Origin of the sequence: Achromobacter agilis, assembly GCF_900496965.1 — a bacterium.
In the GTDB taxonomy this organism is placed as follows: domain Bacteria; phylum Pseudomonadota; class Gammaproteobacteria; order Burkholderiales; family Burkholderiaceae_B; genus Achromobacter; species Achromobacter agilis.
In genome coordinates this window covers 65857-88413 of record NZ_UFQB01000013.1, presented here as the reverse complement: position 1 = coordinate 88413, position 22557 = coordinate 65857, and the positions used below count along the sequence as shown (strand labels likewise).

At 67.8% G+C, this 22557-nt stretch carries 24 protein-coding genes; 14 read left to right on the top strand and 10 right to left on the bottom strand.

Annotated elements, in window-relative coordinates; all coding sequences use genetic code 11:
• Positions 1–2: 2 nt before the first annotated feature.
• From AGI3411_RS16465 to AGI3411_RS16435, 7 genes are all read left to right on the top strand, one after another.
• Positions 3–902: a LysR family transcriptional regulator gene (locus AGI3411_RS16465; RefSeq protein ID WP_129528443.1), complete on the top strand. Its 900-nt coding sequence runs from the start codon at positions 3–5 to the stop codon at positions 900–902.
• Positions 903–1025: 123 nt separating this feature from the next.
• The gene (locus tag AGI3411_RS16460; protein ID WP_129528442.1) at positions 1026–1694 is read left to right on the top strand and encodes an RraA family protein; all 669 of its coding nucleotides are present in this window, start codon (positions 1026–1028) and stop codon (positions 1692–1694) included.
• Positions 1691–2734, top strand: coding sequence for a hydroxyacid dehydrogenase (locus AGI3411_RS16455; protein ID WP_129528441.1), 1044 nt, complete (start codon positions 1691–1693; stop codon positions 2732–2734). Before AGI3411_RS16460 ends, AGI3411_RS16455 begins: the two co-directional genes overlap by 4 nt.
• Positions 2735–2778: 44 nt before the next feature.
• Positions 2779–3768, top strand: a complete 990-nt coding sequence (locus AGI3411_RS16450; protein ID WP_129528440.1) for a tripartite tricarboxylate transporter substrate binding protein — start codon at positions 2779–2781, stop codon at positions 3766–3768.
• A gap of 184 nt (positions 3769–3952) precedes the next feature.
• Positions 3953–4432 carry a carboxymuconolactone decarboxylase family protein gene (locus AGI3411_RS16445; protein ID WP_129528439.1) on the top strand — a complete coding sequence of 160 codons (480 nt, stop codon included), beginning with the start codon at positions 3953–3955 and terminating at the stop codon, positions 4430–4432.
• Positions 4433–4442: 10 nt separating this feature from the next.
• Positions 4443–5198: an SDR family oxidoreductase gene (locus tag AGI3411_RS16440; RefSeq protein WP_129528438.1), complete on the top strand. Its 756-nt coding sequence runs from the start codon at positions 4443–4445 to the stop codon at positions 5196–5198.
• A gap of 77 nt (positions 5199–5275) precedes the next feature.
• Positions 5276–5770, top strand: coding sequence for an Ohr family peroxiredoxin (locus tag AGI3411_RS16435; RefSeq protein WP_129528437.1), 495 nt, complete (start codon positions 5276–5278; stop codon positions 5768–5770).
• A 12-nt stretch (positions 5771–5782) separates the two neighbouring features.
• Here the strand turns inward: AGI3411_RS16435 and AGI3411_RS16430 are convergent, their stop codons facing one another.
• The 6 genes from AGI3411_RS16430 to AGI3411_RS16405 form a co-directional block, all read right to left on the bottom strand.
• Positions 5783–6826: a LysR family transcriptional regulator gene (locus AGI3411_RS16430; RefSeq protein ID WP_129528436.1), complete on the bottom strand. Its 1044-nt coding sequence runs from the start codon at positions 6824–6826 to the stop codon at positions 5783–5785.
• Between the two features lie 60 nt (positions 6827–6886).
• On the bottom strand, positions 6887–7327 hold the full coding sequence (locus AGI3411_RS16425) for a cupin domain-containing protein (RefSeq protein ID WP_129528435.1): 441 nt from the start codon (positions 7325–7327) through the stop codon (positions 6887–6889).
• Between the two features lie 119 nt (positions 7328–7446).
• Positions 7447–8325: an RNA polymerase sigma-70 factor gene (locus AGI3411_RS16420; protein WP_129528434.1), complete on the bottom strand. Its 879-nt coding sequence runs from the start codon at positions 8323–8325 to the stop codon at positions 7447–7449.
• Positions 8326–8436: 111 nt separating this feature from the next.
• Positions 8437–9441, bottom strand: coding sequence for a bestrophin family protein (locus AGI3411_RS16415; protein ID WP_129528433.1), 1005 nt, complete (start codon positions 9439–9441; stop codon positions 8437–8439).
• A gap of 47 nt (positions 9442–9488) precedes the next feature.
• Entirely contained in the window at positions 9489–10154 is a 666-nt protein-coding gene (locus AGI3411_RS16410) for a DedA family protein (RefSeq protein ID WP_129528432.1), read from the bottom strand.
• Positions 10155–10386: 232 nt separating this feature from the next.
• Positions 10387–11277 carry a LysR family transcriptional regulator gene (locus AGI3411_RS16405; RefSeq protein WP_129528431.1) on the bottom strand — a complete coding sequence of 297 codons (891 nt, stop codon included), beginning with the start codon at positions 11275–11277 and terminating at the stop codon, positions 10387–10389.
• A gap of 107 nt (positions 11278–11384) precedes the next feature.
• Here AGI3411_RS16405 and AGI3411_RS16400 point away from each other — a divergent pair, with 107 nt between their 5' ends.
• Both AGI3411_RS16400 and AGI3411_RS16395 read left to right on the top strand, forming a co-directional pair.
• Complete coding sequence (locus AGI3411_RS16400; protein WP_129528430.1) at positions 11385–12509, top strand: muconate/chloromuconate family cycloisomerase; 1125 nt, start codon at positions 11385–11387, stop codon at positions 12507–12509.
• 66 nt (positions 12510–12575) lie between these two features.
• A complete protein-coding gene (locus tag AGI3411_RS16395; RefSeq protein ID WP_129528429.1) occupies positions 12576–13562 on the top strand; it encodes a tripartite tricarboxylate transporter substrate binding protein in 987 nt (328 codons plus the stop codon).
• Between the two features lie 17 nt (positions 13563–13579).
• On the opposite strand, the gene AGI3411_RS16390 is transcribed toward AGI3411_RS16395, so the two are convergent.
• Entirely contained in the window at positions 13580–14524 is a 945-nt protein-coding gene (locus AGI3411_RS16390) for a LysR family transcriptional regulator (RefSeq protein WP_165359190.1), read from the bottom strand.
• 107 nt (positions 14525–14631) lie between these two features.
• Between AGI3411_RS16390 and AGI3411_RS16385 the strand changes: the two genes are divergently transcribed.
• Genes AGI3411_RS16385 through AGI3411_RS16375 form a run of 3 tightly spaced genes read left to right on the top strand, consistent with a single transcriptional unit; the run spans position 14632 to position 17828 of the window.
• Entirely contained in the window at positions 14632–15789 is a 1158-nt protein-coding gene (locus AGI3411_RS16385) for an ABC transporter substrate-binding protein (protein ID WP_129528428.1), read from the top strand.
• Between the two features lie 16 nt (positions 15790–15805).
• Positions 15806–16876 carry an aromatic ring-hydroxylating dioxygenase subunit alpha gene (locus AGI3411_RS16380; protein ID WP_129528427.1) on the top strand — a complete coding sequence of 357 codons (1071 nt, stop codon included), beginning with the start codon at positions 15806–15808 and terminating at the stop codon, positions 16874–16876.
• Position 16877: 1 nt separating this feature from the next.
• Positions 16878–17828, top strand: a complete 951-nt coding sequence (locus tag AGI3411_RS16375; RefSeq protein WP_129528426.1) for a PDR/VanB family oxidoreductase — start codon at positions 16878–16880, stop codon at positions 17826–17828.
• Here AGI3411_RS16375 and AGI3411_RS16370 read toward each other — a convergent pair.
• Positions 17825–18553 (bottom strand): GntR family transcriptional regulator, encoded by a 729-nt coding sequence (locus AGI3411_RS16370; protein ID WP_129528425.1) that lies wholly within the window; start codon positions 18551–18553, stop codon positions 17825–17827. The genes AGI3411_RS16375 and AGI3411_RS16370 overlap by 4 nt on opposite strands.
• 280 nt (positions 18554–18833) lie before the next feature.
• Here AGI3411_RS16370 and AGI3411_RS16365 point away from each other — a divergent pair, with 280 nt between their 5' ends.
• Both AGI3411_RS16365 and AGI3411_RS16360 read left to right on the top strand, forming a co-directional pair.
• The gene (locus tag AGI3411_RS16365; protein WP_129528424.1) at positions 18834–19736 is read left to right on the top strand and encodes a dihydrodipicolinate synthase family protein; all 903 of its coding nucleotides are present in this window, start codon (positions 18834–18836) and stop codon (positions 19734–19736) included.
• A gap of 16 nt (positions 19737–19752) precedes the next feature.
• Positions 19753–20718 (top strand): Bug family tripartite tricarboxylate transporter substrate binding protein, encoded by a 966-nt coding sequence (locus AGI3411_RS16360; protein WP_129528423.1) that lies wholly within the window; start codon positions 19753–19755, stop codon positions 20716–20718.
• A gap of 51 nt (positions 20719–20769) precedes the next feature.
• On the opposite strand, the gene AGI3411_RS16355 is transcribed toward AGI3411_RS16360, so the two are convergent.
• Positions 20770–21759, bottom strand: a complete 990-nt coding sequence (locus tag AGI3411_RS16355; protein ID WP_129528422.1) for a Bug family tripartite tricarboxylate transporter substrate binding protein — start codon at positions 21757–21759, stop codon at positions 20770–20772.
• A 57-nt stretch (positions 21760–21816) separates the two neighbouring features.
• Complete coding sequence (locus AGI3411_RS16350; protein WP_129528521.1) at positions 21817–22527, bottom strand: ribonuclease activity regulator RraA; 711 nt, start codon at positions 22525–22527, stop codon at positions 21817–21819.
• Between the last annotated feature and the right edge of the window lie 30 nt (positions 22528–22557).

Here is a 22557-nt window from a genome sequence, read left to right as displayed (position 1 = left end):
GCATGACGCTCAAGCAACTCGAAGCCTTCTATTGGGCCGCTACCTGCAAGAACTTCGCGATCGCCGCCAACCGGCTGAATATCTCGGTCTCGTCCCTGTCCAAGCGCATCGGCGAACTGGAAGCCTCGATCGGCGCCGACCTGTTCAGCCGCAGCGCGCGCAGCGCCACGCTGACCGCGCTGGGGGAGCAGCTCGTGCCCCATGCGAAAGACCTGCTGCGCAATGCCGACCAGTTCATGCAGCAGGCCAGCAACAACCTTGCCTATTCGGGCCGCTGCCGCTTCGGCGCGGGCGAACTCACGTCGTTGACCTGGATGCCGCAACTGATCGAAACGATCCAGCGCGCCCATCCCGATCTGCTGGTGGAACCTTTCGTGGGCGTCGGCGAACTGGTCGAGCGGGGCCTGGAGGAAGGCGAGCTGGACTTCGCGGTGATCGCGGGGCCGTCCTCGCGCGCTTCGATCGCGTCGCGCCTTATCGGCAGCGCGGAGTTCGAATGGGTGGCCTGCGCCCGCGCCGTGCCGGACCCCGCCGCCCTCACGCCCGCCGATCTGCCGGGCCTGACGCTCATCACGCTTCCGCAGAGTTCGGGCGCCATCCGCGTGCTGGACGACTGGCTGACGGAGCAAGGCGTCTCTCCCGGCCGCAATCAATGCTGCAATAGCTGGGGCGCCATCGCGGGCATGCTGCGGCAGGGGCTGGGCCTGGGATTCCTGCCGTCGGCCTGGGCCCGCATCCTGATCGATCGCGGCGACCTGCAACCCTTGCCTGGTTTCGCCCCCTTGCCTGCGCTGCCCTACACCTTCCAATGGCGGCGCGACGACACGCGCCCGATGCTGGACAGCCTGCGGGCGCTGGCCCAGGCGTCGCTGGACTTCCACGCGCCCACCTGTCTCTTGTGAAACGCGTCCGGCGGCGACTTAATAGTTTCCAAAAAGCGTTTTATTGAATAGAAAATTATTCGCTTTATCTCCTATTTTGCCGCGGGTAGAGTCGCCCCAAAGCAACCCTGGAGACAAGGCACCATGCCGGATTTTGGATTCACCCTGCAAGACTGCCCCGCCGGCCCCGATCGCGAAACCCTGCTCGCCTATCGCGGCCTGGCGGTGGCCAACATCAGCGATGCGATGAGCCGGGGCACGGGCACCTCGGCGCTGCGCCCCATGCACCGCACCCGCCGGATACTGGGCCGCGCCTACACCGTGCGCACCCGCCCCGGCGACAACCTGATGGTGCACAAGGCCATCGACGCCGCGCAGCCCGGCGACGTGATCGTCGTGGACGCGGGCGGCGACATGAGCAACGCGATCATCGGCGAAATCATGGCTGGCTGGGCCGCCAAGCGCGGACTGGCCGGCTTCGTGATCGACGGCGCCATCCGCGACAGCGAAACATTGGCGGCGGGCGACTTCCCCATCTATGCGCGCGGCGTGGCGCACCGCGGCCCCTACAAAGACGGTCCCGGCGCGATCAACGTACCCGTCACGGTGGACGGCATGGTCGTGTTGCCCGGCGACCTGCTGATCGGCGACGCCGACGGCCTGCTGGCGATCCGCCCGCATGAAGCCCCGGCCATCGCCGCGCGGGTACGCGCCATCGCTGAATCCGAAGCGAAGATCCTCCAGGACATCGAGCGCGGCGCGCTGGACCGCGGCTGGGTCGACGCCGCCCTCAAGACCCGGGGCGTGCTGTGAACGGCCCGGCATCCGCAAGCACCGCCCGCCTGTGCCGGCTGGACCTGTGGCTCAATCCCGTGTTCGACCAGATCATCGGCGCAACGCCCGGCGTTGCGCTGTCGGTGCTGCCCGCGCGGGGCGACGATGCCCGCACCCTGGCCGGGCTGCGGACCGCCCATGCCTATCACGTGTCGGCGGCCAAGGACGAGCTGCCCCGGCAATGGTTCGTCACGGCCGAACTGATCGCCCAATGCCCCGATCTCGTATGCGTGTCGTCCGGCGGCGCGGGCTATGACACGATCGACGTGGCCGCTTGCACGGCGGCAGGCATCGCCGTGGTGAACCAGGCCGGCGGCAACGCCGCCTCGGTGGCCGAACACACTTACGCGCTGCTGCTGGCGGTGCAGCGCCGGGTGGTCGAATCGCATCAGCGCCTGCGCCACGACACGGGCTTCAGCCGCGAAGACCTGATGGGCCACGAAATCCATGGCGGCGTCCTTGGCCTGGTGGGCCTGGGCCAGATCGGCACGCGCGTCGCCCGCATCGCGCAAGGCTTTGGTCTGCGCGTGCTGGCGCACGACCCGCTGCTGGACGCGGACACCATCCGCAGCCGCGGCGCCGAGCCCGCCGGCCTGGACGCGCTGCTGGCCGAATCCGATTTCGTGTCCCTGCACTGCCCGTTGGACGCCTCCACGCGCGGCCTGTTCGGCGCCCGCGCCTTCGCCGCCATGAAGCCCGGCGCCGTGTTCATTTCGACCGCGCGCGGGGGCATCCACGATGAAGCCGCCCTGTACGACGCGCTGCGCGGCGGCCACTTGCGCGGCGCGGGGCTGGACGTCTGGCAACAGGAGCCGCCCGGCCGCGACGCGCCGCTGCTGGGCCTGGCCAACGTGGTCGCCACCTTCCATACGGCCGGCGTCACCCACGAAGCGCGGCGCAACGTTGCCCGCTCCTCCGCCACGCAGCTCGCAACCATGTTGCGCGGCGAACGGCCGCCGCAGCTGATCAACCCCGAGGCCTGGCCGGCCGCCGCGCAACGCATCGCAAACCTGAAATAACAGCGCGGCAGCCAGCCGCCGAACCCATCCCACAGGAGACAACCATGCACCACCGCACCAAGCGCCGCACGCTGCGCGCACTGACCGCCCTGCTGGCGGCAACCGCCCTCTACGCCGGCGCCGCGCAGGCGGCCGGCTACCCCGAGCGTCCCATCAACCTGATCGTGTCCTACGGCCCGGGCGGCGGCACGGACCTGGTTGCGCGCATGATGGCGCCTTTCTTGCAGAAATACCTGGGCGGAGATGCGCGCATCGTGGTGCTGAACCGCCCCGGCGCGGGCGGCGCCATCGGCTTTACCGAGCTGGCCCGCGCCCAGCCGGACGGCTACACCATCGGCTTCATCAACACGCCGAACCTGCTGACCATTCCGATCGAGCGCAAATCCGGCTTCAGCTGGCAGAGCTACGACCTGCTGGGCAACCTGATCGACGATCCGGGCGCCTTTACCGTGCTGCAGGACAGCCCGCTGAAGACCCTGTCCGACTTGTCCGCCTACGCCAGGCAGAATCCCGGCAAGGCCACCGTCGGCACGACGGGCACCGGCTCGGACGACCACCTGGCCATGCTGCGTTTCGAACGCGCGTCCGGCACGACGCTCAGCCATATTCCCTACAAGGGCGCCGGCGAAGTGCGCGGCGCCTTGGCCGGCGGTGAAATCACCACCGGCGCGATCAACGTGGGCGAAGCGCTGCAATACCAGAAGGGCGGAACGCCGCTGCGCTTCCTCGGGCAGATGGGCAAGGCTCGCGCGGCGGAGCTGCCCGACGTGCCGACGTTCAAGGAACAGGGCTACGACGTCGAGCTGGCGTCGCTGCGCGGGCTGGCCGCGCCCAAGGGCCTGCCCGAGGCGGTGCGTGCGAAGCTGGTAGACGCCGTCAAACGCACCGTGGACGACCCCGGGTTCCAGGCCAAGGCCCGCGATATGTACGCTCCCCTGCGTTACCTGCCGCCGGCCGCCTACGCCCAGGAACTGGCCGCCGGCGAAGCCGAGTTCCGGAAGTTGTGGCAGGCGGCCCCCTGGCTGGACAAGTAAGCCTGGGAAGACCGCGGCGCCACCTTGCGCGCAGGATTGGTGCCGCGCAGGCAACATGGTGATCCCCTCGCCGCGTCTACCGCCGGATTTCCCCGACGCCTACGATTTGTACGTTGCCTGAACGCCTGCAACGTACTCTTCGGCCCGCCCTGCGGGCGGCGTCAAACCTACCGAGGGAATCACCATGAGCCAACGCGTCAACGCCTTCGCGCAATCCCCTGAACTGTTCAAGAAGTTCGTCGAATTCGGCATGCTTCTGCAGTCGGGCACCATCGAATCGTCGATCCTGCATCTCGTCGAGATCCGGGCATCCCAAATGAACGGCTGCGGTTTTTGCCTGGACATGCACGTGAAGCAGGCAAAGATCCACGGCGAGCGCGAACTGCGCCTGCATCATGTCGCCATCTGGCGCGAATCCACCCTGTTCTCGCCCCGCGAGCGCGCCGCCCTGGCCTGGACCGAAGTCCTGACCCACCTGCCCGTCCAGGGCGTGCCCGACGAGGTCTACGAGCGCGTGCGCTCGGAGCTGTCGGAAAAAGAGATCTCGGACCTGAGCTTCGCGATCATGTCCATCAACGGGTGGAATCGCCTCAACGTGGGCTTCCGCTCCGTCCCGGGCTCGGCCGACAAGGCCTACGGCCTGGACAAAGCCAAGCTGGACTAAGGAGACCGTCATGAAAATCCTCGTCATCGGCGGAACCGGCCTGATCGGTTCCAAGCTCGTCAAGATCCTGGTTGAACGCGGTCACGAAGCCATCGCCGCGTCGCCCGCCACGGGCGTGAACACCATCACGGGAGCAGGCCTGGCCGAAGCGCTGGCCGGGGTCGACGTGGTGGTGGACGTCGCCAATTCGCCCTCGTTCGAGGACCGCGCCGTGCTCGAGTTCTTCGAGACCTCGGGCCGCAACCTGCTGGCGGCGGAGGCCGCGGCCGGCGTCCGCCATCACGTGGCGCTGTCCGTGGTAGGCACGCACCGGCTGGCCGAAAGCGGCTACTTCCGCGGCAAGATCGCGCAAGAGAAGCTGATCACCGCCGCCTCGATTCCGTACACCATCGTTCATAGCACCCAGTTCTTCGAGTTCCTGGGCGGCATCGTGCAATCCGGCACCGTTGGCGACGAAATCCGCCTGTCGCCCGCCTACGTGCAGCCGATCGCCTCCGACGACGTAGCCCTGGCCATGGCCGACGCCACGCTGGCCGCGCCGGTAAACGGCATCATCGAAATCGCCGGGCCCGAACGGGTCCGTCTGGCAGACCTCGTGCAACGCTATCTGCTCAAGACCGGCGACGCGCGCAAGGTCGTGGCGGACGAGCAGGCACGCTACTTTGGCGCCCTCCTGGAAGACGATACCCTGGTGCCCGGCCCCGGCCCGCGCCTCGGCGAAGTCGGCTTCGAAACGTGGTTCAGCAGCGCCAACGCAAAGAAATAAGGGCGAACTGGGAGAAAATGGCGGCTTCGGCAACCGCCGCCGCCATTTTCCCCGGGAACCGGCCCGACGGGACACTCATGAGCAAACTGCAACCTCCCCCCCTTACCCTGCTGGAGAAGTACCGTGGGGAAGAATTCCAACCTCTCTATACCGCCACCGTCACCGTGGAGGGCGGCGAAGCCGCGCATGGCCGGGCTTCCGGCATTGCGCGCTCCGACGACGGCGCGCTCCAGGTCGACCTGCGGCTGCCGGCCGAACTGGGCGGCCCCGGCGGAGGCAGCAACCCCGAGCAACTGTTCGCGGCCGGCTATGCCGCCTGCTTCCACGGCGCCCTCTGCCTGCTCGCCGCCAAGGCCGGCCTGACGATTCCCGACGCCACGGTCAAGGCGGCCATCACGTTCGGGCGCGATCCCGTGGACGGCCTCTACGCGCTGGCCGCGCACATCACGATCCGCCTTCCGGGCCTGGACCGCGCCGTGGCCGAAGAGCTGGTGCGCAATACCGAGCGGCTGTGCCCCTATTCCAAGATGGCGCGGCAAGGCATACACAGCGTGGTCGTGCTGACGGAATAGCGGCTTGCCGGCCTAACGGCGCTTCAGCAGCTGGCTGTCCAGGCTTTGCAGGTCCAGCGCGCGGATATTCGTGGTCATGTAGTCGATGAACACGCGGATGCGCCCAGGCAGGTGCTGGCGGCTCAGATAGCAGAGGTAATGGCCGCGATCATCGGGCGAGTACTGCGGCAGGCACGCCACCAGCGTGCCTGCGCGCAGGTGCTCGCTGATCTGGTAGCCGGCCATCTGGGCGATGCCCTCGCCATCGAGCACGGCCTGCAGGACCAGGTCGGCATCGTTGAAAGCCAGCATCGCCGGCGGCGCGAACTTGCGCATATAGCCGCCCACCTTGAATTCCCATTCGTAGACGCGGCCCGACGCCAGCCGGAAATTCACGCAGCGGTGCTGGCAAAGCTCTTCAACCTCGCGCGGCAGCGGATTGGCCGCGGCATAGGCGGGCGAGGCGCACAGCAGCATCTGCATGGGAATCAGCTGCTTGGCGATCACCTGGCTGTCTTCCATGCGGCCGTTGCGGAACGAAACGTCGATGCGGTCCTTCGTGAAATCGGTCGGCGCGTCGTCCAGCATCAATTCCACCGAAATATCCGGATAGGCGACGCGGAAGCCTTTGAGCAGGGGCGCGACGATCTTGCGCCCGAAGCCCACCGTCGAACACACCCGCAACTGGCCGGAAGGCGGCCCCTCGCGCAGTTCGCGCATATCGTCCAGCGCCTGCACGATGCGCTCGACGCCCGGAAAGCAATTTTCGTAGAACCGTTCGCCTTCCCGGGTCAACGAGGTGCTGCGGGTCGTGCGCACGAAGAGCCGGACGCCTAACTGGTCTTCCAGTTTCTGCACGCTGCGGCTCACGGCGGAGCGGCCGATGCCCAGGCGGTCGCCCGCCTTGGCGAAATTGCCTTCCGAGGCGACGGCGATGAAGGCCACGACACCGGCATAGCTGGTGGCGAAGCTATCCGCCAGCGAATCGGCGCCCGTGCCCGGGCTTCCCCCCGAGGCGGAAAGGAGGTCGGCGGCAGCGGACGCGATCGCGTCGGCGGGGGGATTTTTGGTGTCCATTCCCCTTAGACGTGCGAGCCGCCCGGTTTGTGACGCCGCGCCGGAAAAAAACCGAAGGGCCTACTCCGCCGGCAGCACTGCGGGAGAACCCTTCTTCTTGATCAGCAGGACCAGGAACTTGGCGGGCTCGGTCTGGCTTGCGTTGCGCCCGACCGTGTGAATGTCTTTCGCCCCTTCGTAGAACGTCTGCCCCGGGGTCAGCGTGACTTCCTTCTGGCCCCGCAGTTGCATCACGATACTGCCTTCCAGGACGTAGATGAAACTGTCCGCATCATGCCGGTGGATCGGATCCGCCGCGCCCGGGGGATAGTCCACCGTAATCATGAGCACGTCCTTGTCGGCGATGTCGGGCAGATCCTTGGTCATCAATTCCGTCACGATGGGATCGGCTGGCTTGGTCGTCGTCGCCGCGACATGATGTGGCGGCGCAGCAAGCGCGAGCGGGCCGGCCAGCGAACTGGCGACGACGAAGGGCAATCCCTTTTTGATGATGTTCAACATGGCCTTTTCCTCGGTGGTGAGTGGAAACAGGTCCATGGTAGGAAACCGGACGACGCGCCGGTAGATCCCTGCGCGGGATCATGATGTTGTCCGCGCGGCACCAATGCGCCGCGCGAGGCTCAGCCGTGCGCGAGCCGTGCAGCCACGCGCGCCAGTTTGTCCGGGTTGCGCTGCACCAGCACGCGGACGATGCTTTCGCCGTCGGTCTCGTATGATTGCACCGATTCCAGCTCGCCCTCGATGAAGCGCAGCAGCGTCCATTCGCCATTCACCTGCTCCACATCCACCCGGAGATCGTCGCCGTACCGCCGCTTGCCGGCATAGAACAGTTGCGCCAGCCGCTTGCCGCCCACCAGGCTGGCGAAGCTGGGCACCTTGCCCCCGCCGTCGCCGATCAGTTCGGCGTCGTCATTGAGCAAGGCATGCAGCCCGTGGAAGTCGCCCTGGCGCATGGCGTCGGCAAAGCCCTGCATCAGGCGCAGATGCGTTTCGCGCGACACGGCGCGGCGCGGGGCCTGCTGCTGCAACTGCTGCTTTGCGCGCCGCACCAACTGGCGACAGGCGGCCTCGGTCTTGCCGAGCGTGTACGCGATGTCGGCGTAATCCTCGTCGAAGACCTCGCGCATCAGGAACGCCGCGCGGGCTTCCGGCGACAGCCGCTCCAGCATGAACAGAAACGCCACCGAAACATCGTCGGCGAATTCGTGGATTTCTTCCGGCGTGGCCGGCGCGGGCATCAGCACGGGCTCGGGCAGCCAGATGCCGACGTAGTTCTCCCGCTGCGCCTTGACCGCGCGCAGGCGGTCGATGGACAGGCGCGTAGCCACCGTCACCAGCCAGGCTTCGGGATTGTCCAGCCGGGCGGGATCGGCCTCGTGCCAGCGCAGCCACGTGTCCTGCACCACATCTTCGGCCTCCGCCACGGCGCCCAGCATGCGGTAGGCGATCGCGTGCAGGCGCGCGCGATGGCGATTGAACAGGCAGGTGGGGTCGGTCATGGGTGACGCCCGCGCCGGGGCGTGAAATGGTCGGGGAACGCGCGCTATTTTGCGGCCTCACCCCGAAAACGGCAAGCGCCCGGATCCTTGCCCTTGCAGGCCGCGCCCGCGCTACAGCATGATGCCCTCCGCGGCCGGCAGGCCGGGAAGATCGGCACGTCCGTGCATCTGTTTGACGTCGCGTTCGATCAGCGCGCTCAAGTGGCTGATGGGTACATCATTGGCCCCACCTTCGAAAGGGTTTTCCGTGCTTTCCCCCACCTGCTCCAGCGAGGTGTAAATCCACGAGATCATGGCGCTGAACGGCACGACCAGCCAGATCATTTCGCCGCGCATCACACCGGTGACGCTCTGGTTCAGGCGGTCGAATTCGCCGATCAGCCCGAAAGGCAGCAACAGGCAGAAGGAACGCACGAAAAAGGTGTTGATGATGGCGTATTGGCGCGGATAGGGGAAATTCTTGATGCGCTCGGCCTGGCCCTGCAAGTCCAGGAAGTCGCGAATGCGGCTGTTGAGCTCCGCGTACTCGGATGCGCTGATGGCGCCTTCAGCCAGCAGGCGCCGGACCGCCCGCCCCTGCAGGCCCAGCAGCTGCACCGCCTTGCCATCGGCCCCGGCCAGCGCCCGCAGCTCTTCCGGCGGCAGATAGCGCGACAGTTCCACATCCAGCGGATGCAGCCTTTCCGGTATGGCGTAGTGTTTCCGGTATTCGGCGTTGCACGCGCTGTCCGTCGTTTCCCATACCCGGGCGCTGCGCAGTTGGTGGCGCAGCGCGGTCAGCCACGCGAAGTGCCGGTCCACCAGCCCGCGCGCCCGGCCGGGGTCCTCGACGTACTCCCGGTTGATCACGCCCCAGAACCGGCTGGCGCTCACGATCGCCATCCAGGTCTTCTGCGCCTCCAGCGTGCGGGTGTACGTCTGCACGTTCTTGAAGCCCACCACGAACGTGGTGGCCGTGCCGAGCAAGGTCACCACCGGCAGCGGCACCGTCAGCCACTTCAACCCCAGCACCTGATACAGCAGGACCGGCACGGCGCTCAGCGCCAGCAGGACGTAGATCTTTCGGCGGGTCCAGAAGACGAATTCGGACAGCCGGTAGGATTTGCCCAGATGCATGATGTGGACTCCTTTGGAAATGCCGCCGGCCGTTTCCTGGCGGCCCGCTATTGCCCGCCGGCCGGCTGGCCCGCGACGATCACCGCCTGTTCGCGCGCCTTCGCCAGCACGGTGCGCCGGCAGTAGCGGTACAGGACGCAGGCCGCCACGGCGGCGGCGCTGATGGCCAGCGCCGGCCAGCCCAGGCGGGACGCCAGCCGGACCATCGCCTTGATCTGCGCCGCAAAGGCCGCGCCGACGACCAGGCCCGCCGACGCCCACAGGGCGACGCCCGCGCAGTCGTGCCAGATGAAGGTGCGCAGCCTGACCGCCATCGCGCCGCACAGCGGCACGGCGACCAGCGCCAGTCCGGGCACGAACCGCGCCACGAACAGCAGCCGCACGCCCCAGCGCTCGAAGAATCCTTCAGTCTTGCTGATGCAGCGGTCGCGGGACGGCGACAGCGTGCAGACGGCGTGCAGCGTGCGCCCGCCGTAGCGGCGTCCGCCTTGGAACCAGACCAGGTCCCCGAGCAGGCCGCCGCCGATGGCGGCGCCCAGCATCAGCGCGTACTGCGGCAGCACCGAAGACAGGTCATGCGCGGCCGCCGCGCTGCCCGCCCCGACGGCCACCAGGGTCGGCATCACCGGCAGCGGCAGCCCCAGCGAGGCCCCCAGCACATTCAGGAACACGGCCAGCGCGCCATATTGCGCGATCAGTTCGTGGGACAGCATGGCGTTCTCCTCGATCGTTCCTGTGCCCGGCCCGGCGGCGCTCCGAAAGCGCGCTGGCGGATGTTTGCGATGTTCGCCGAAGCCGCGCCTGCGGTGGACTGCGGCAAAACCGGCGATGATGAGCACAGATCGTATCGGCGCGCGCCGCGCGGCAGTAGATCCGCGCGCGGACGCACGGTGTTGCCCCGGCAACAACAATCGGCGAAAGGGAAAGCCAGGCGGCCGCGCGGCGCTAGCCCGGCGCGCGCGCCAGCTCGGCGGCCAGCGACAGCGCGCGCTCGAGGAACGGCGACGCATCGTCCTTGCGGTAGCTGACGATCACGGGCGACACGAAGGCGTCGGCGTCGATGCGCACGTGCGCCACATCCTGCCGCTGCAGGCGCTGCACCGAGGCCGGCACCACGCTCACGCCCAGCCCCGCGGCGACCAGGCCGATGGCGGTCTGCAATTCATTGGCCTCCTGCACCACCTGGACCGCATGCCCCGCCGCGCGGAACAGCCCCTGCACGTGGTCCGCGAAGTTCGGCCGTGGACGCGCCGGATACAGCACGAAGGGTTCCTGCGCCAGCCGCTCGACCGACACCCGCGGCAAGCCCGCCAGCGGGTGGTGCAGCGGCACCGCGGCCATCAGCGGTTCGGTCATCAGCACGCGGCGCTCGATAGCCGGATCGTCCAGCAGGATGCGGCCGATGCCCAGGTCGATGCGGCCCGCCTTGAGCGCCTCAAGTTGCGGCAAGGTGGTCATTTCCGCCAGGCCGACCTCGACCTGCGGATCCGCGGCGCGCAATTGGCGGATCAGCTCCGGCACGAAGCCGTACAGCGTGGAGGGCACGAAGCCGATGCCGAACCAGCGCCGCTGCGTCTGCCCCATCCTGCGCGTGCCTTCCAGCGCTTCTTCCAGGCGCACCGTGAGCACGCGCGACTGTTCCAGCAGGAAGCGGCCGGCATCGGTCAGGCGCAACGCCCGCGTCGTGCGCTCGAACAGCTGCACGCCCAATTCTTCCTCGAACTGGCGGATCTGGCGGCTCAACGGCGGCTGGGCCATGTGCAGCCTGGCGGCCGCGCGCGTGAAACTGCCCTCTTCCGCGACGGCCTGGAAATAGCGCAGATACCTCAGTTGCATGACCTATTCAGACCATAAAGGTATTAATTGGAACCCATATAGTCTTGGACTCCGGGCGAAAATGCAAGCCATACTGCCGTTATCGTAGAACCTCTAGCTGAAAAAGTATGAATCAGGCAAGCATTCTCTCCGTCGAGGCCATCCTGGTGGACCTGCCGACGATCCGCGCCCACCAGTTGGCCATGGCAGTCATGCAACGCCAGACGCTGGTGATCGTGCGCCTGCGCTGCAGCGACGGCATCGAAGGCATCGGCGAAGCCACCACCATCGGCGGCCTGGCCTATGGCGAGGAAAGCCCGGAGGGCATCAAGCTGGCCATCGACACCTACCTGGCGCCGGCCCTGGCCGGCCTGGATGCCGCCAACATCCACGCGGCCATGTACCGTCTGGCGTCCGTGGCGCGCGGCAATCGCTACGCGAAATCGGCGCTGGAAAGCGCACTGCTGGACGCGCAGGGCAAACGCCTGGGCGTGCCCGTGTCGACGCTGCTGGGCGGCGCGGTGCGCACCCGCCTGCCGGTGCTGTGGACCCTGGCCAGCGGCGATACCGTCCGCGATATCGAGGAAGCCGAATCGCTGCTGCAAAGCCGCCGCCACAATACCTTCAAGCTCAAGGTAGGCCGGCGCGCCGTTTCGGACGACGTGGCTCACGTCTCGCGCATCAAGCAGGCGCTGGGCGACCGCGCCCGCGTGACCGTAGACGTGAACCAGGCCTGGAACGAAGCCGACGCGGCGGGCGCCATCGCCCGGCTGGAAGCGGCCGGCGTGGACCTGATCGAGCAACCCATCCCCCGCGCCAACCTGGCCGGCATGGCCCGCCTGGCGGCGCGGTTCGTCGTGCCCATCATGGCGGACGAAGCGCTGAACGGCCCCGAGGACGCGCTGGACATCGCGCGGCTGGGCGCCGCCGACGTGCTGGCGCTGAAGATCTCCAAGTCGGGCGGCATCCACGAAATGCTGCGCACCGCCGCCGTGGGCGACGCGGCCGGCATGTCGCTCTATGGCGGCACGATGCTGGAAGGCTCGGTCGGCTCGATCGCTTCCGCCCACGGCTTCGCATGCCTGCCGCGCCTGTCCTGGGGCACCGAGCTATTCGGCCCGCTGCTGCTGAAAGACGACATCGTCGCCAATCCGCCGCGGTATTCGGATTTTGAAATGGAACTGCCCGACGGCCCCGGCCTCGGACTGACGCTGGACGAGGACAAACTGTCCTTCTACCGCCGGGACCGCTAAGCCCTGGCAGGACCGCGCGCGCCCTCGGCGCCGCACCACAATAATTCAAGCACTACGGAGACAATCATGCGCTTGCGTCACGTACTCAACACCTTCGCCCTGGCCTGCGCGGGCCTGGCCATGCTGGGCGGCGCCACGGCCGCGCGGGCGGACGGCTACCCCGAACGCCCCGTCAAATGGATCGTGCCCTTCCCGCCCGGCGGCGCCATGGACAGCATCGCCCGCACCCTGGGCGAATCGATGGGCAAGCAGCTCAACACCTCTTTCATCGTCGAGAACCGCGCGGGCGCGGGCGGCAATATCGGCGCGGCCAGCGTGGCCCGCGCCAAGCCCGACGGCTACACCATCCTGATCGTCGCCAACGGCATGGCGGTCAATCCCGCGCTGTACGCGGACCTGAACTACGACCCGATCAAGGACTTCGCCCCCATTTCGCTGCTGGCCGTGGTGCCCAACGTGCTGGTCACCAACCCCGCCCGCACCGGCGCAACCAGCGTGCAGGACGTGATCGCGAAAGCCAAGGCGCAGCCCGATCACTACACCTACGCCTCCGCGGGCGTGGGCACGTCCATCCACCTGGCGGGAGAACTGTTCCTTTCCATGGCCAACGTGGAAATGCTGCACGTGCCCTACAAGGGCAGCGGTCCGGCCATCGCCGACCTGCTCGGCGGACAGGTGGACTACATGTTCGACAGCATCACCTCGGCCAAGCCCCACATCGAGGCGGGCAAGCTGCGCGCCCTGGGCGTGACCACGAGCAAGCGCTCGGCCGCCCTGCCCGACGTGCCCACCATCGCCGAGAGCGGCCTGCCCGGTTACGAGCTGATGCCCTGGTTCGCGGCCTTTGCACCGGCGGGCACCCCGCCCGAGGTCGTCACCAAGCTGAACACGGCCATGCGCCAGGCGCTGGCGGACCCGAAGGTGCGCGCCACGCTGGATTCGATCGGCGCCGAGTCCATCGGCGGCTCGCCCGAGGAACTGCGCGATTACCTGGGCCGCGAAACGGCGCAGTGGAAGACGCTGGTCAAGGAACGCAACATCAAGATCAACTGAGCCTGCGAGGCGACGGCTCAGGCCCCATGCCGCTTTCCGCGCGCACCGTCCCAGGGATAGCCGTCGAACGTGTCCTTCACCAGTTCCCGCAGCCAGATGATGGCGGGGTCCTGGTGAAAGCGCGGATGCCAGTGCTGGCGCAGCGCGAAAGACGGCAGCGGCAGCGGCGGCTCCAGCACCTTGACCACCCCATAGGCGCCGAACACATTGCCCAGCTCCTGCGGCACGGTGGCGATCAGGTCCGGATGCCGGTCCAGCAATAAGGGCACCACCAGGAAGTGCGGCGTTGACAGGAAGATGTTGCGCTTGACGCCCTGCTCCTCCAGCGCGCTGTCATAGGCTTCGGACGACCGGCCCGCCAACGTCACCACGATCTGCGGCATGCGCTGGAATTGCTCCAGCGTCATCTCGTCGCCCACTTCCTTGTTTTTCACGCTGACCAGCGTCACGAAACGGTGCATGAACAACTGCTGCTGGAACAGGCCCTGCGGCGCGGCGCGCAGCGACCCCAGCACCAGATCCACCTCGCCCGACGCCAGCAGCGGTTCCACCTGCGGCAGCGGCACCTGGCGCGTGCGCAGGGTGCAATGCGGCGCCAATTCGCGCAGCCGCTCGATCAGCGGCGGCAGGAACACCAGCTCCCCCATGTCCGTCATGCACAGCGTGAACACGCGCATGGCCGAGGCCGGATCGAACTGCGCCTGCGACAGCACCTGCCCGCGTATCGTCGCCATCAGCGCCAGGATGGTGGGCGCCAGGCTCTCGGACTTGGGCGTGGGCTGCATGCCCTGCCCGGTCTTCACGAATAGCGGGTCGTCGAAGAAGGCGCGCAGGCGATTCACAGCATGGCTCATGGCGCTTTGCGACAGGCCCAGCTGTTCCCCCGCGCGGGTCACGCTGCGCTCGCGCATCAGGCTGTCGAACACCGCGAGCAGATTCAAGTCCAGCTTTTCGTTATGCATATTGTGCATTTCCAGAATCAGCTACATGACATTGACGCATATTCCGCCGCTCTCTATCTTCTTGTCAAACGCCGCGCAGATCGGCGTTTCCACAAGGAGACAACATCTTGAAGCCCCTTCTACGCCCCGTGCGCGCGGTGCTGGTTTCGTGCGCCCTGCTGTCCTGTAGCGTCGCCTCCGCCGATATCGGCGTCGGCGTCATCCTGTCGCTGACCGGTCCCGCCGCTTCGCTGGGCGGCCCGGCCAAAAACGCCATCGACCTGCTGCCGCGAGAGGTCGCGGGCGAGACGATCCGCTACATCGTGCTGGACGACGCTTCGGACGCCACCGGCGCCGCCCGCGCCTTCCGCCGCCTCGTCGACGAGCACAACGTGGACGTGGTGCTGGGCACCTCGGTCACTCCCGCGACCCTGACCCTTCTGCCCATCGCCCACGAGAAGAAGGTGCCCTTGATGAGCCTGGCGGCCGGGTCCAAGCTGGTCGAGCCCATGGATGCGCAGCGCCATTGGGTGTTCAAGGTCGTGCAGAACGAGAACCTGATGGTGGCCGGCACCGTCGCGCACATGAAGGCCGCCGGCGTAAAGACGCTGGGCTTTATCGGCTTCGCGGACGCCTACGGCGACAGCTGGCTGGCCGAGGTCTCCGCCCAGGCCGAACGCGCGGGCATCAAGCTGGCCGCCACCGAGCGCTATGTGAAGACCGACACCAGCGTCACGGCGCAGGCCCTGAAACTGCTGGCCGCGAAACCGGACGCGGTCATCGTGGCGGCCTCCGGCACGCCCGGCGCGCTGCCGCAGAAGTCCCTGCGCGAACGCGGCTATGCCGGCCGCATCTACCAGACCTACGGCATCGCCAACCGCGAATTTCTGCGCATTGCCGGCAAGGATGCCGAGGGCGCGCTGTTCGCCGTGGGCCCGGTCGTGGTCGCCAGCCAGCTGGACGAATCCAACCCGATACGCGCGGTCGCCCTGGATCTGACGCAGCGCTACGAAGCCGCCCACGGCAAGGACTCCATGTCGGTGTTCGCGGCCAACGCCTGGGACGCGGGCATCGTGCTGCAACGGGCGCTGCAGGCCACGCTGCCCATGGCGAAGCCGGGCACGCCGGCATTCCGCTCGGGCCTGCGCGACGCGCTGGAAGCCACCCGCGACGCCGTGACCTCGCAGGGCGTATCCACCATGTCGCCCACCGACCATGTCGGCTACGACGAACGCGCCGCGGTCATGGTGCAGATCAAGGACGGCGCCTGGCGCTACGTCAAGTAAACAGAGGAGTTCACCCATGTTCATCAACAACACCTGGTACGTCGCCGCCTGGGACCGGGAAGTCGGCGCCGACGGCCTGTTCTCGCGCACCATCATCGGCGTGCCCGTGCTGATGTACCGCGACAGCGAAGGCCGGCTGGTGGCGCTGGAAGACCGCTGCTGCCACCGCGGCGCGCCCCTGTCGGTCGGGCGGCGCGAAGGCGATTGCGTGCGCTGCATGTACCACGGCCTGAAGTTCGATCCTTCCGGCGCCTGTGTCGAAGCGCCGGCACAGGGGCGCATTCCGCCGCAGGCCAGGGTCCGGACCTTCCCGGTGATGGAGCGGCACCGCTGGATCTGGATCTGGATGGGCGACCCGGAGCGCGCGGATCCCGGCCTGATCCCGGACACGCAATGGCTGGATCATCCCGACTGGCGCAGCCAGGACGGCTACATCCACTATGACGTCAACTACCTGCTGATCGCCGACAACCTGCTCGATTTCTCGCACCTGCCCTTCGTGCACCCGAGCACCCTGGGCGGCAGCGAGGACTACGCATCGATCTCGCCCAAGGTCGACCGGCTGCCCGACGGCGTGCGCATCACCCGCTGGACGCTCAACACCGAGGCGCCCGCCTTCGCGAAGAAAGTCCGCGAATGGGCCGGCCCGGTGGACCGCTGGAACATCTACAACTTCACGCTGCCCGGCATCCTGCTGATGGACTCGGGCATGGCGCCCGCCGGCGCGGGCGCGCAGGACGGCAAGCGCGACGGCGCGATCGAGTTCCGGGGCTGCCAGGCGCTGACGCCGGAGACCGCGACGTCGACCCACTATTTCTTCGCGCATCCGCACAACTTCTCGATCGACCAGCCCGAGGTCACCGCGTCCATCCACCAGAGCGTGGTGGCAGCCTTCGACGAAGACCGCGACATCATCACCGCGCAGCAGCGCTCCTTGTCGCTAGCGCCGGATTTCAAGATGGTGCCACTGTCCATCGACGCCGCGCTGTCCCAGTTCCGCTGGGTCGTGGCCCGCCGCGTCGAGCAAGAGCAGCAGCAGGCCGCAGCCTCCGCAACCGGCGCCCGTCCGGCGCAAACGGCGGCCTGACATGAGAAAGCTAGTGATTAGCCGCATCGTGCACGAAGCGCGGGGCGTCATCGGCCTGGAACTGCGCGATCCCGACGGCGCCATGCTGCCCGCCTTCGAGGCCGGCGCGCACGTGGACGTGGCGTTGGGCAACGGCCTGCTCAGGCAGTACTCCCTTTGCGGCAGTCCGGCAGAGCGGGACTGTTATCGGCTGGGCGTCGGCCTGGCGCCGGACTCGCGCGGCGGCTCGCGCTACATCCATGAGCAATTGCGCGCGGGCGAGCGGGTGGACATCGGCGAACCCAGGCAGCTGTTCGGCCTGCATGCGCAGGCCGCCAGCCACCTCTTCATCGCGGGGGGCATCGGTATCACCCCCATCCTGAGCATGATCCACGCCTGCGTCATGCGCGGCGAGCCCTGGCGGCTGCTGTACTGCGTGCGCGACCGCGATGCCGCCGCCTACCTGTCCGAACTGGCCCCTCACGGCGAGCGCGTCCATCTGCACGTGGACGGCGAACAAGGCGGCGCGCGCTGCGACCTGGACGCGTACCTGGAGGCGCGGCGGGCGCCGGGCCAGCATGTCTATTGCTGCGGGCCCGCCCCGTTGATGGAGGCGGTGGCCGCTGCCTGCGAACGCGGCGGCATCGCCGCTGCCCGCGTGCACTTCGAGCGCTTCGCGGCCGGCGCGCCCGCCGCCTCCGGGCCCGGCGCGGCCTTCAAGGTCCGGCTTGCCCGCAGCGGCGGCTGCCATGACGTTCCCGCGGACAAATCCGTGCTGGACGTGCTGGAAGCCGCCGGCGTCGCCTGGCCCTATTCCTGCCGGGAAGGTCTGTGCCGCAGCTGCGAAGCCGGCGTGCTTTCGGGCGAAGTCGACCACCGCGACTACGTGCTCAGCGACGAGGAACGCGCCGCCAGCCGCAGCATGATGGTCTGCGTGTCGCGCGGCTGCGGCACGCTGGAGCTGGATGTCTAGTTCTGTTCCTGCAGGGCCGACGCATCCAGCAGATGGTCGACGATGGCGAGTATCTGCTCGGCGGCCTCGCCGATATGCCGCTCCAGCACGGCTTCGGCCTGTTCCGCCCGGCCCTGCCGGGCCAGCGCGATCAGTTCGCTGTGTTCGTCGTGGGCCTGCTGGCGGATCGGCGCGTTGACGATCTGGAAGCGGAAATAACGTTCGGATTTTTCGTGCAGGGCGCGCACCATGGCCAGCGCCGCCGGCCGCTGCGCCGCGCGGTACAGCTGCTCATGCAGTTGCCAGTTGAGCCGGCCCCACTGCTCCGGTTCGGCACTATCCATCTGCGCCACGATCCTCGCCGCGCCGTCCAGGTCCTCGGGGCGGTGCTGAGACACGGCCAGGCGCAGCAACCAAGGCTCCAACCGCAGGCGGATGTCGAAGAACTCCTGCACCTCCGCGCGCGACAGCATGGACACATAGGCGCCGCGGTGCGGGATCATGTCGATCAGGCCCTCGGCGCTGAGCTGGCGGATGGCCTCGCGCACCGGCAGGCGGCTTACTCCCAATTCCTCGGCCAGCAACTCCTGGCGCAACGCGGAACCGGGGGGAATCGCGCCCGACAGGATGCGGTCGCGCAGCTCGTCGACCACCAGTTCGACGGCGGTCTTGCGGACGAGGCGGCCGGCGGAGCCAGCCTGGGGACGGGACGGAACGGTAGCGGAAAGCGGCGAATTCTGGGACACGTAAAACCTGCCTGGTTGGGCCGCGCGGCGGGCGCCGCACGGCGTCGGACCGCCGCAACCGGATCCGCCATGCCCAGGAAAACCCCGAGAGACAGCCGGTGCCCGCAGCCCGTTTAATGTGAGTATATTGGATCCATGATCCAGTTCAAGCCGAAGCTCGCCGAGCAACGGCCCGAGGCTCGCGCCTCGTTTTTTTAAGCCCCATATTTTTGGATCCAATATCCAATAACCAATATCCGCCCACTCCGACCTGGGCGGATCCCGTATCAGGAGCCGCAGCATGAACATTCAATGGCAAGGCGTATTCCCCGCCGTCACCACCAAGCTGAAACCCGATTTTTCGCTGGACCTCGACGCCATCCGCCACGGCCTGGAACGCCTGATCGAGAACGGCGTGAGCGGCGTCGTGATGATGGGCATGGTGGGCGAAAACGCCCAGCTCTCGCCCGAAGAGAAACTGGAAGTGCTGCGCACCGCCGTGCAGACCGTGGCTGGACGGGTGCCGGTGATCTCGGGCGTGGCGGAGACCGGCACCGCGCGTGTCGTCGCTTTCGCGCAGGAAGCCGCGCGCATCGGCGTGGACGGGCTGATGGTGTTCCCGGGCCTGACCTACAAGTCCGACGGCCGCGAGACGGTGGCCTTCTACCGTGAGGTGGCGCGCGCCAGCGCCCTGCCCATCCTGCTCTATAACAACCCGCGCGGCTACGGCGTGGACCTGACGCCCGACCTCGTGGCCGAGCTGCTGGAAGAGCCGACCATCGTCGCGATCAAAGAGGAGTCCTACGACACTACCCGGGTCACCGACCTGATCACGCGCTTCGGTGACCGGCTTGCCGTGGTCTGCGGCGTGGACGACCTGATCCTGGAGAGCGCCGCGCTGGGCGTGACCGGCTGGGTCTCGGGCATGGCCAACGCGCTGCCCAGGGCCTCGGTGGACCTGCTGAAGCTGGCCGTCGAAGGCGATTACGTGCGCGCCCGCAAGCTGTACGCGGCGCTGACGCCGCTGTACCACCTGGACACGGTGGTCAAGCTGGTTCAGCACATCAAGTTGGCCGAACACCTGATCACCGGCAGCGCCGAAACCGTGAAACCGCCGCGCCTGGACCTGGCCGGCGCCGAACGCGAACGCACGATCGCCATCACCAAACAGACGCTCGCGGACCTGTCCGCCCTGGGCTACTGATACCGGAGCCGCCACCATGCGCCCCTTCCGCCTGTCCGCGCTGGCCATCAGCGCCCTGTCCGCAGTTTCCGTCCTGTCCGCCGCACATGCCGCAGACTACCCCGCCCGCTCGATGGAACTGGTGGTCGCCTACCAGCCCGGCGGCGGCAGCGACAACACCGCGCGCGCCATCGCCGAAGCGGTACGCCCGCCCATGATGGCGCAGCCCACGGTGGTGATCAACAAGCCCGGCGCCAGCGGCTCCATCGGCTGGGCCTACGTCGCCAACGCCCAGCCCGACGGCTACAAGCTGGTCCTGATGACGCCGGAAATGCTGGTGGTGCCCCTGATGGGCATAGGCAAGACCACGGTCGGCGACTTCCAGCCCGTGGCCCGCTTTACCGACGACCCGTCGTCGGTAACGGTGAGCGCAGACGCGCCCTGGAAGACGGTGGAGGAATTCCTGGACGACGCCCGGAAGCACCCCGAACGCATCGCCGTGTCCAACGCCGGCATCGGCACCGTGCCGCACATGGCGGCGGCTGCGCTGGGCGAGCAGGCCGGCGTGAAGTTCGTGCATGTGCCCTACCAGGGATCGGCGCCCGCCATCATGGGCCTGCTGGCGGGCGACGTGCAGGCCACCACGGTGGCCTACGCCGAGTTGCAGCAGCACGTCGAAACCGGCAAGCTGCGCACGCTGGCCGTCATGGCGCCGAAGCGGCTGGACAATCTGCCGGGCGTGCCGACAATGAAAGAGAAAGGCGCGGACCTGCAATTCAGCGTCTGGCGCGGCATCGGCGTGCCCAAGGCGACGCCCGCGAGCGTGGTGGAAAAATGGCGGGCCGCGGCCCGCCAGGTGGCGCAGTCCCAGGACTTCCAGGCCCTGATGCGCAAACAGAGCCTGACGCCCTCCTACGCCGACCAGCCGCAATTCGCGGCCGACGTGGCGCGCCAGGAAGAGGCGTTCAAGGCGCTGGTGCCCAAGCTGAATCTGAAGCCCTGAGCGTATCGCCCTGAACGGCTGCGGACGCGCCGCGCCCGCCAACCCCGCGGCCTACTCGACGGTTGCGCCGGACTTCTTGACGACTTCCGCCCAGCGCGGGATCTCGGTCGCCATCAGGTCCCGCAACTGCTCGGGCGTGCTGCCCACCAGCTCCATTCCCATCGTCTTGCCCAGCTTTTCCTGGACGTCGGGCTCTTTCAGGATCAGCGCGATCTCCTGGGCCAGCTTGTCCAGGATGGGCTTGGGCGTTCCCTTGGGCGCATACACGGCCTGCCAGGACGCCATCTGGAAGCCCGGCACCCCGGCTTCCTGCATGGTCGGCACCTCGGGCGCCAGCGCGATGCGGTCCTTGGTGGTGACGGCCAGCAGCTTGAGCTTACCCGTCTGCAACAGCGGCAGCGCCGCCGTCATCTGGTCGAACATGAAGGTCACCGCTCCCGAAGACACGTCCACCATCGCGGGCGGCGTCCCCTTGTATGGCACGTGCGTAAGCGGCACGCCGATCATGCCGGAGAAGAGTTCGCCCGCCAGGTGCGTGGAGGTGCCCGCGCCGGAGGACGCGAAGGTGCGCTTGCTCGGGTCGCGCTTGAGCAGCGCGATAAGGTCGGCCACCGAATTCACCCCCAGATTCGGATCCACCAGCAGCACGTTGGGCAGGTAGGCGATCAGCGAAACCGGCTCGAAATCCTTGACCGGGTCGTATTTCAGGTTCTTGTACAGGCTGGCGTTGATCGCGTGCGTGCTGATGGTGCCGCCGAACAGGGTGTAGCCGTCGGGCGGCGCCTTGGCCACGTAGGTCGCGCCGATGCCGCCGGCCGCGCCCGGCTTGTTCTCCACGATGACGTTCTGGTGCAGGCGGTCGCCCAGCTTCTGCGCCAGCACCCGGCCCACCACGTCGGTCGAACCGCCGACGGTGAACGGCACCACATAGGAAATGGGTTTTTGCGCCGGCCAGTCGGCCGCGCGCGCGGGCAATGCAAGCGTGCCCAGCACGGCGGCGCCCAGCAGCGCGGCCAGCGCGCCGCGTCGTTGCGTATTCATGGTTGTCTCCTGCCTCTCGTTATCGGTCTGGAATGCCGGCGGCGCCGGCGGCAAGGCTCAACGGCCCTGTTCTTTGCGCCATGCGGCGAATTTGTCCCGGGTGCCCGGATCGGTGGGCGGGTACAGCCCAAGAATGGACGCGCCCTGCTGCACCTGGCCGGTCACGAAGTCCTCGAAGGCGGTCATTTCCACCGCTTCGGACGCGATTTCGTCGGCCAGGTTGGCGGGAATCACCACGACGCCCTCGCGGTCGCCCACCACGATATCTCCGGGGAACACCGCCACGTCGCCGCAACCGATGGGCGCATTGATGTCGAGCGCCTGGTGCAGGGTCAGGTTGGTCGGCGCGGAAGGACGCTGGTGGTAGGCGGCGAAACCCAGTTCCGCGATCTCGGGCGAATCGCGGAAGCCGCCGTCCGTCACCACGCCGGCCACCCCGCGCTTCATGAGCCGCGTCACCAGGATGGAACCGGCCGACGCCGCCCGCGCGTCCTTGCGGCTGTCCATGACCAGCACCGCGCCTTCCGGGCAGGTCTCGACCGCGACGCGCTGCGGATGCGAGCGGTCTTCGAATACCTTGATGGTGTTCAGGTCCTCGCGCGCGGGGATGTACCGCAAAGTGAAGGCCGGGCCCACCATATTGGGCAGCGACGCGTTCAATGGACGCACGTCCTGGATGAACTGGTTGCGCAGGCCGCGCTTGAACAAGGCGGTGCACAGCGTGGCGGTGCTGACGCCGGCCAGGCGGGCGCGGGTTTCGGGATTCATTTGGGACACGATGGCTCCGGGGTCTAGGGG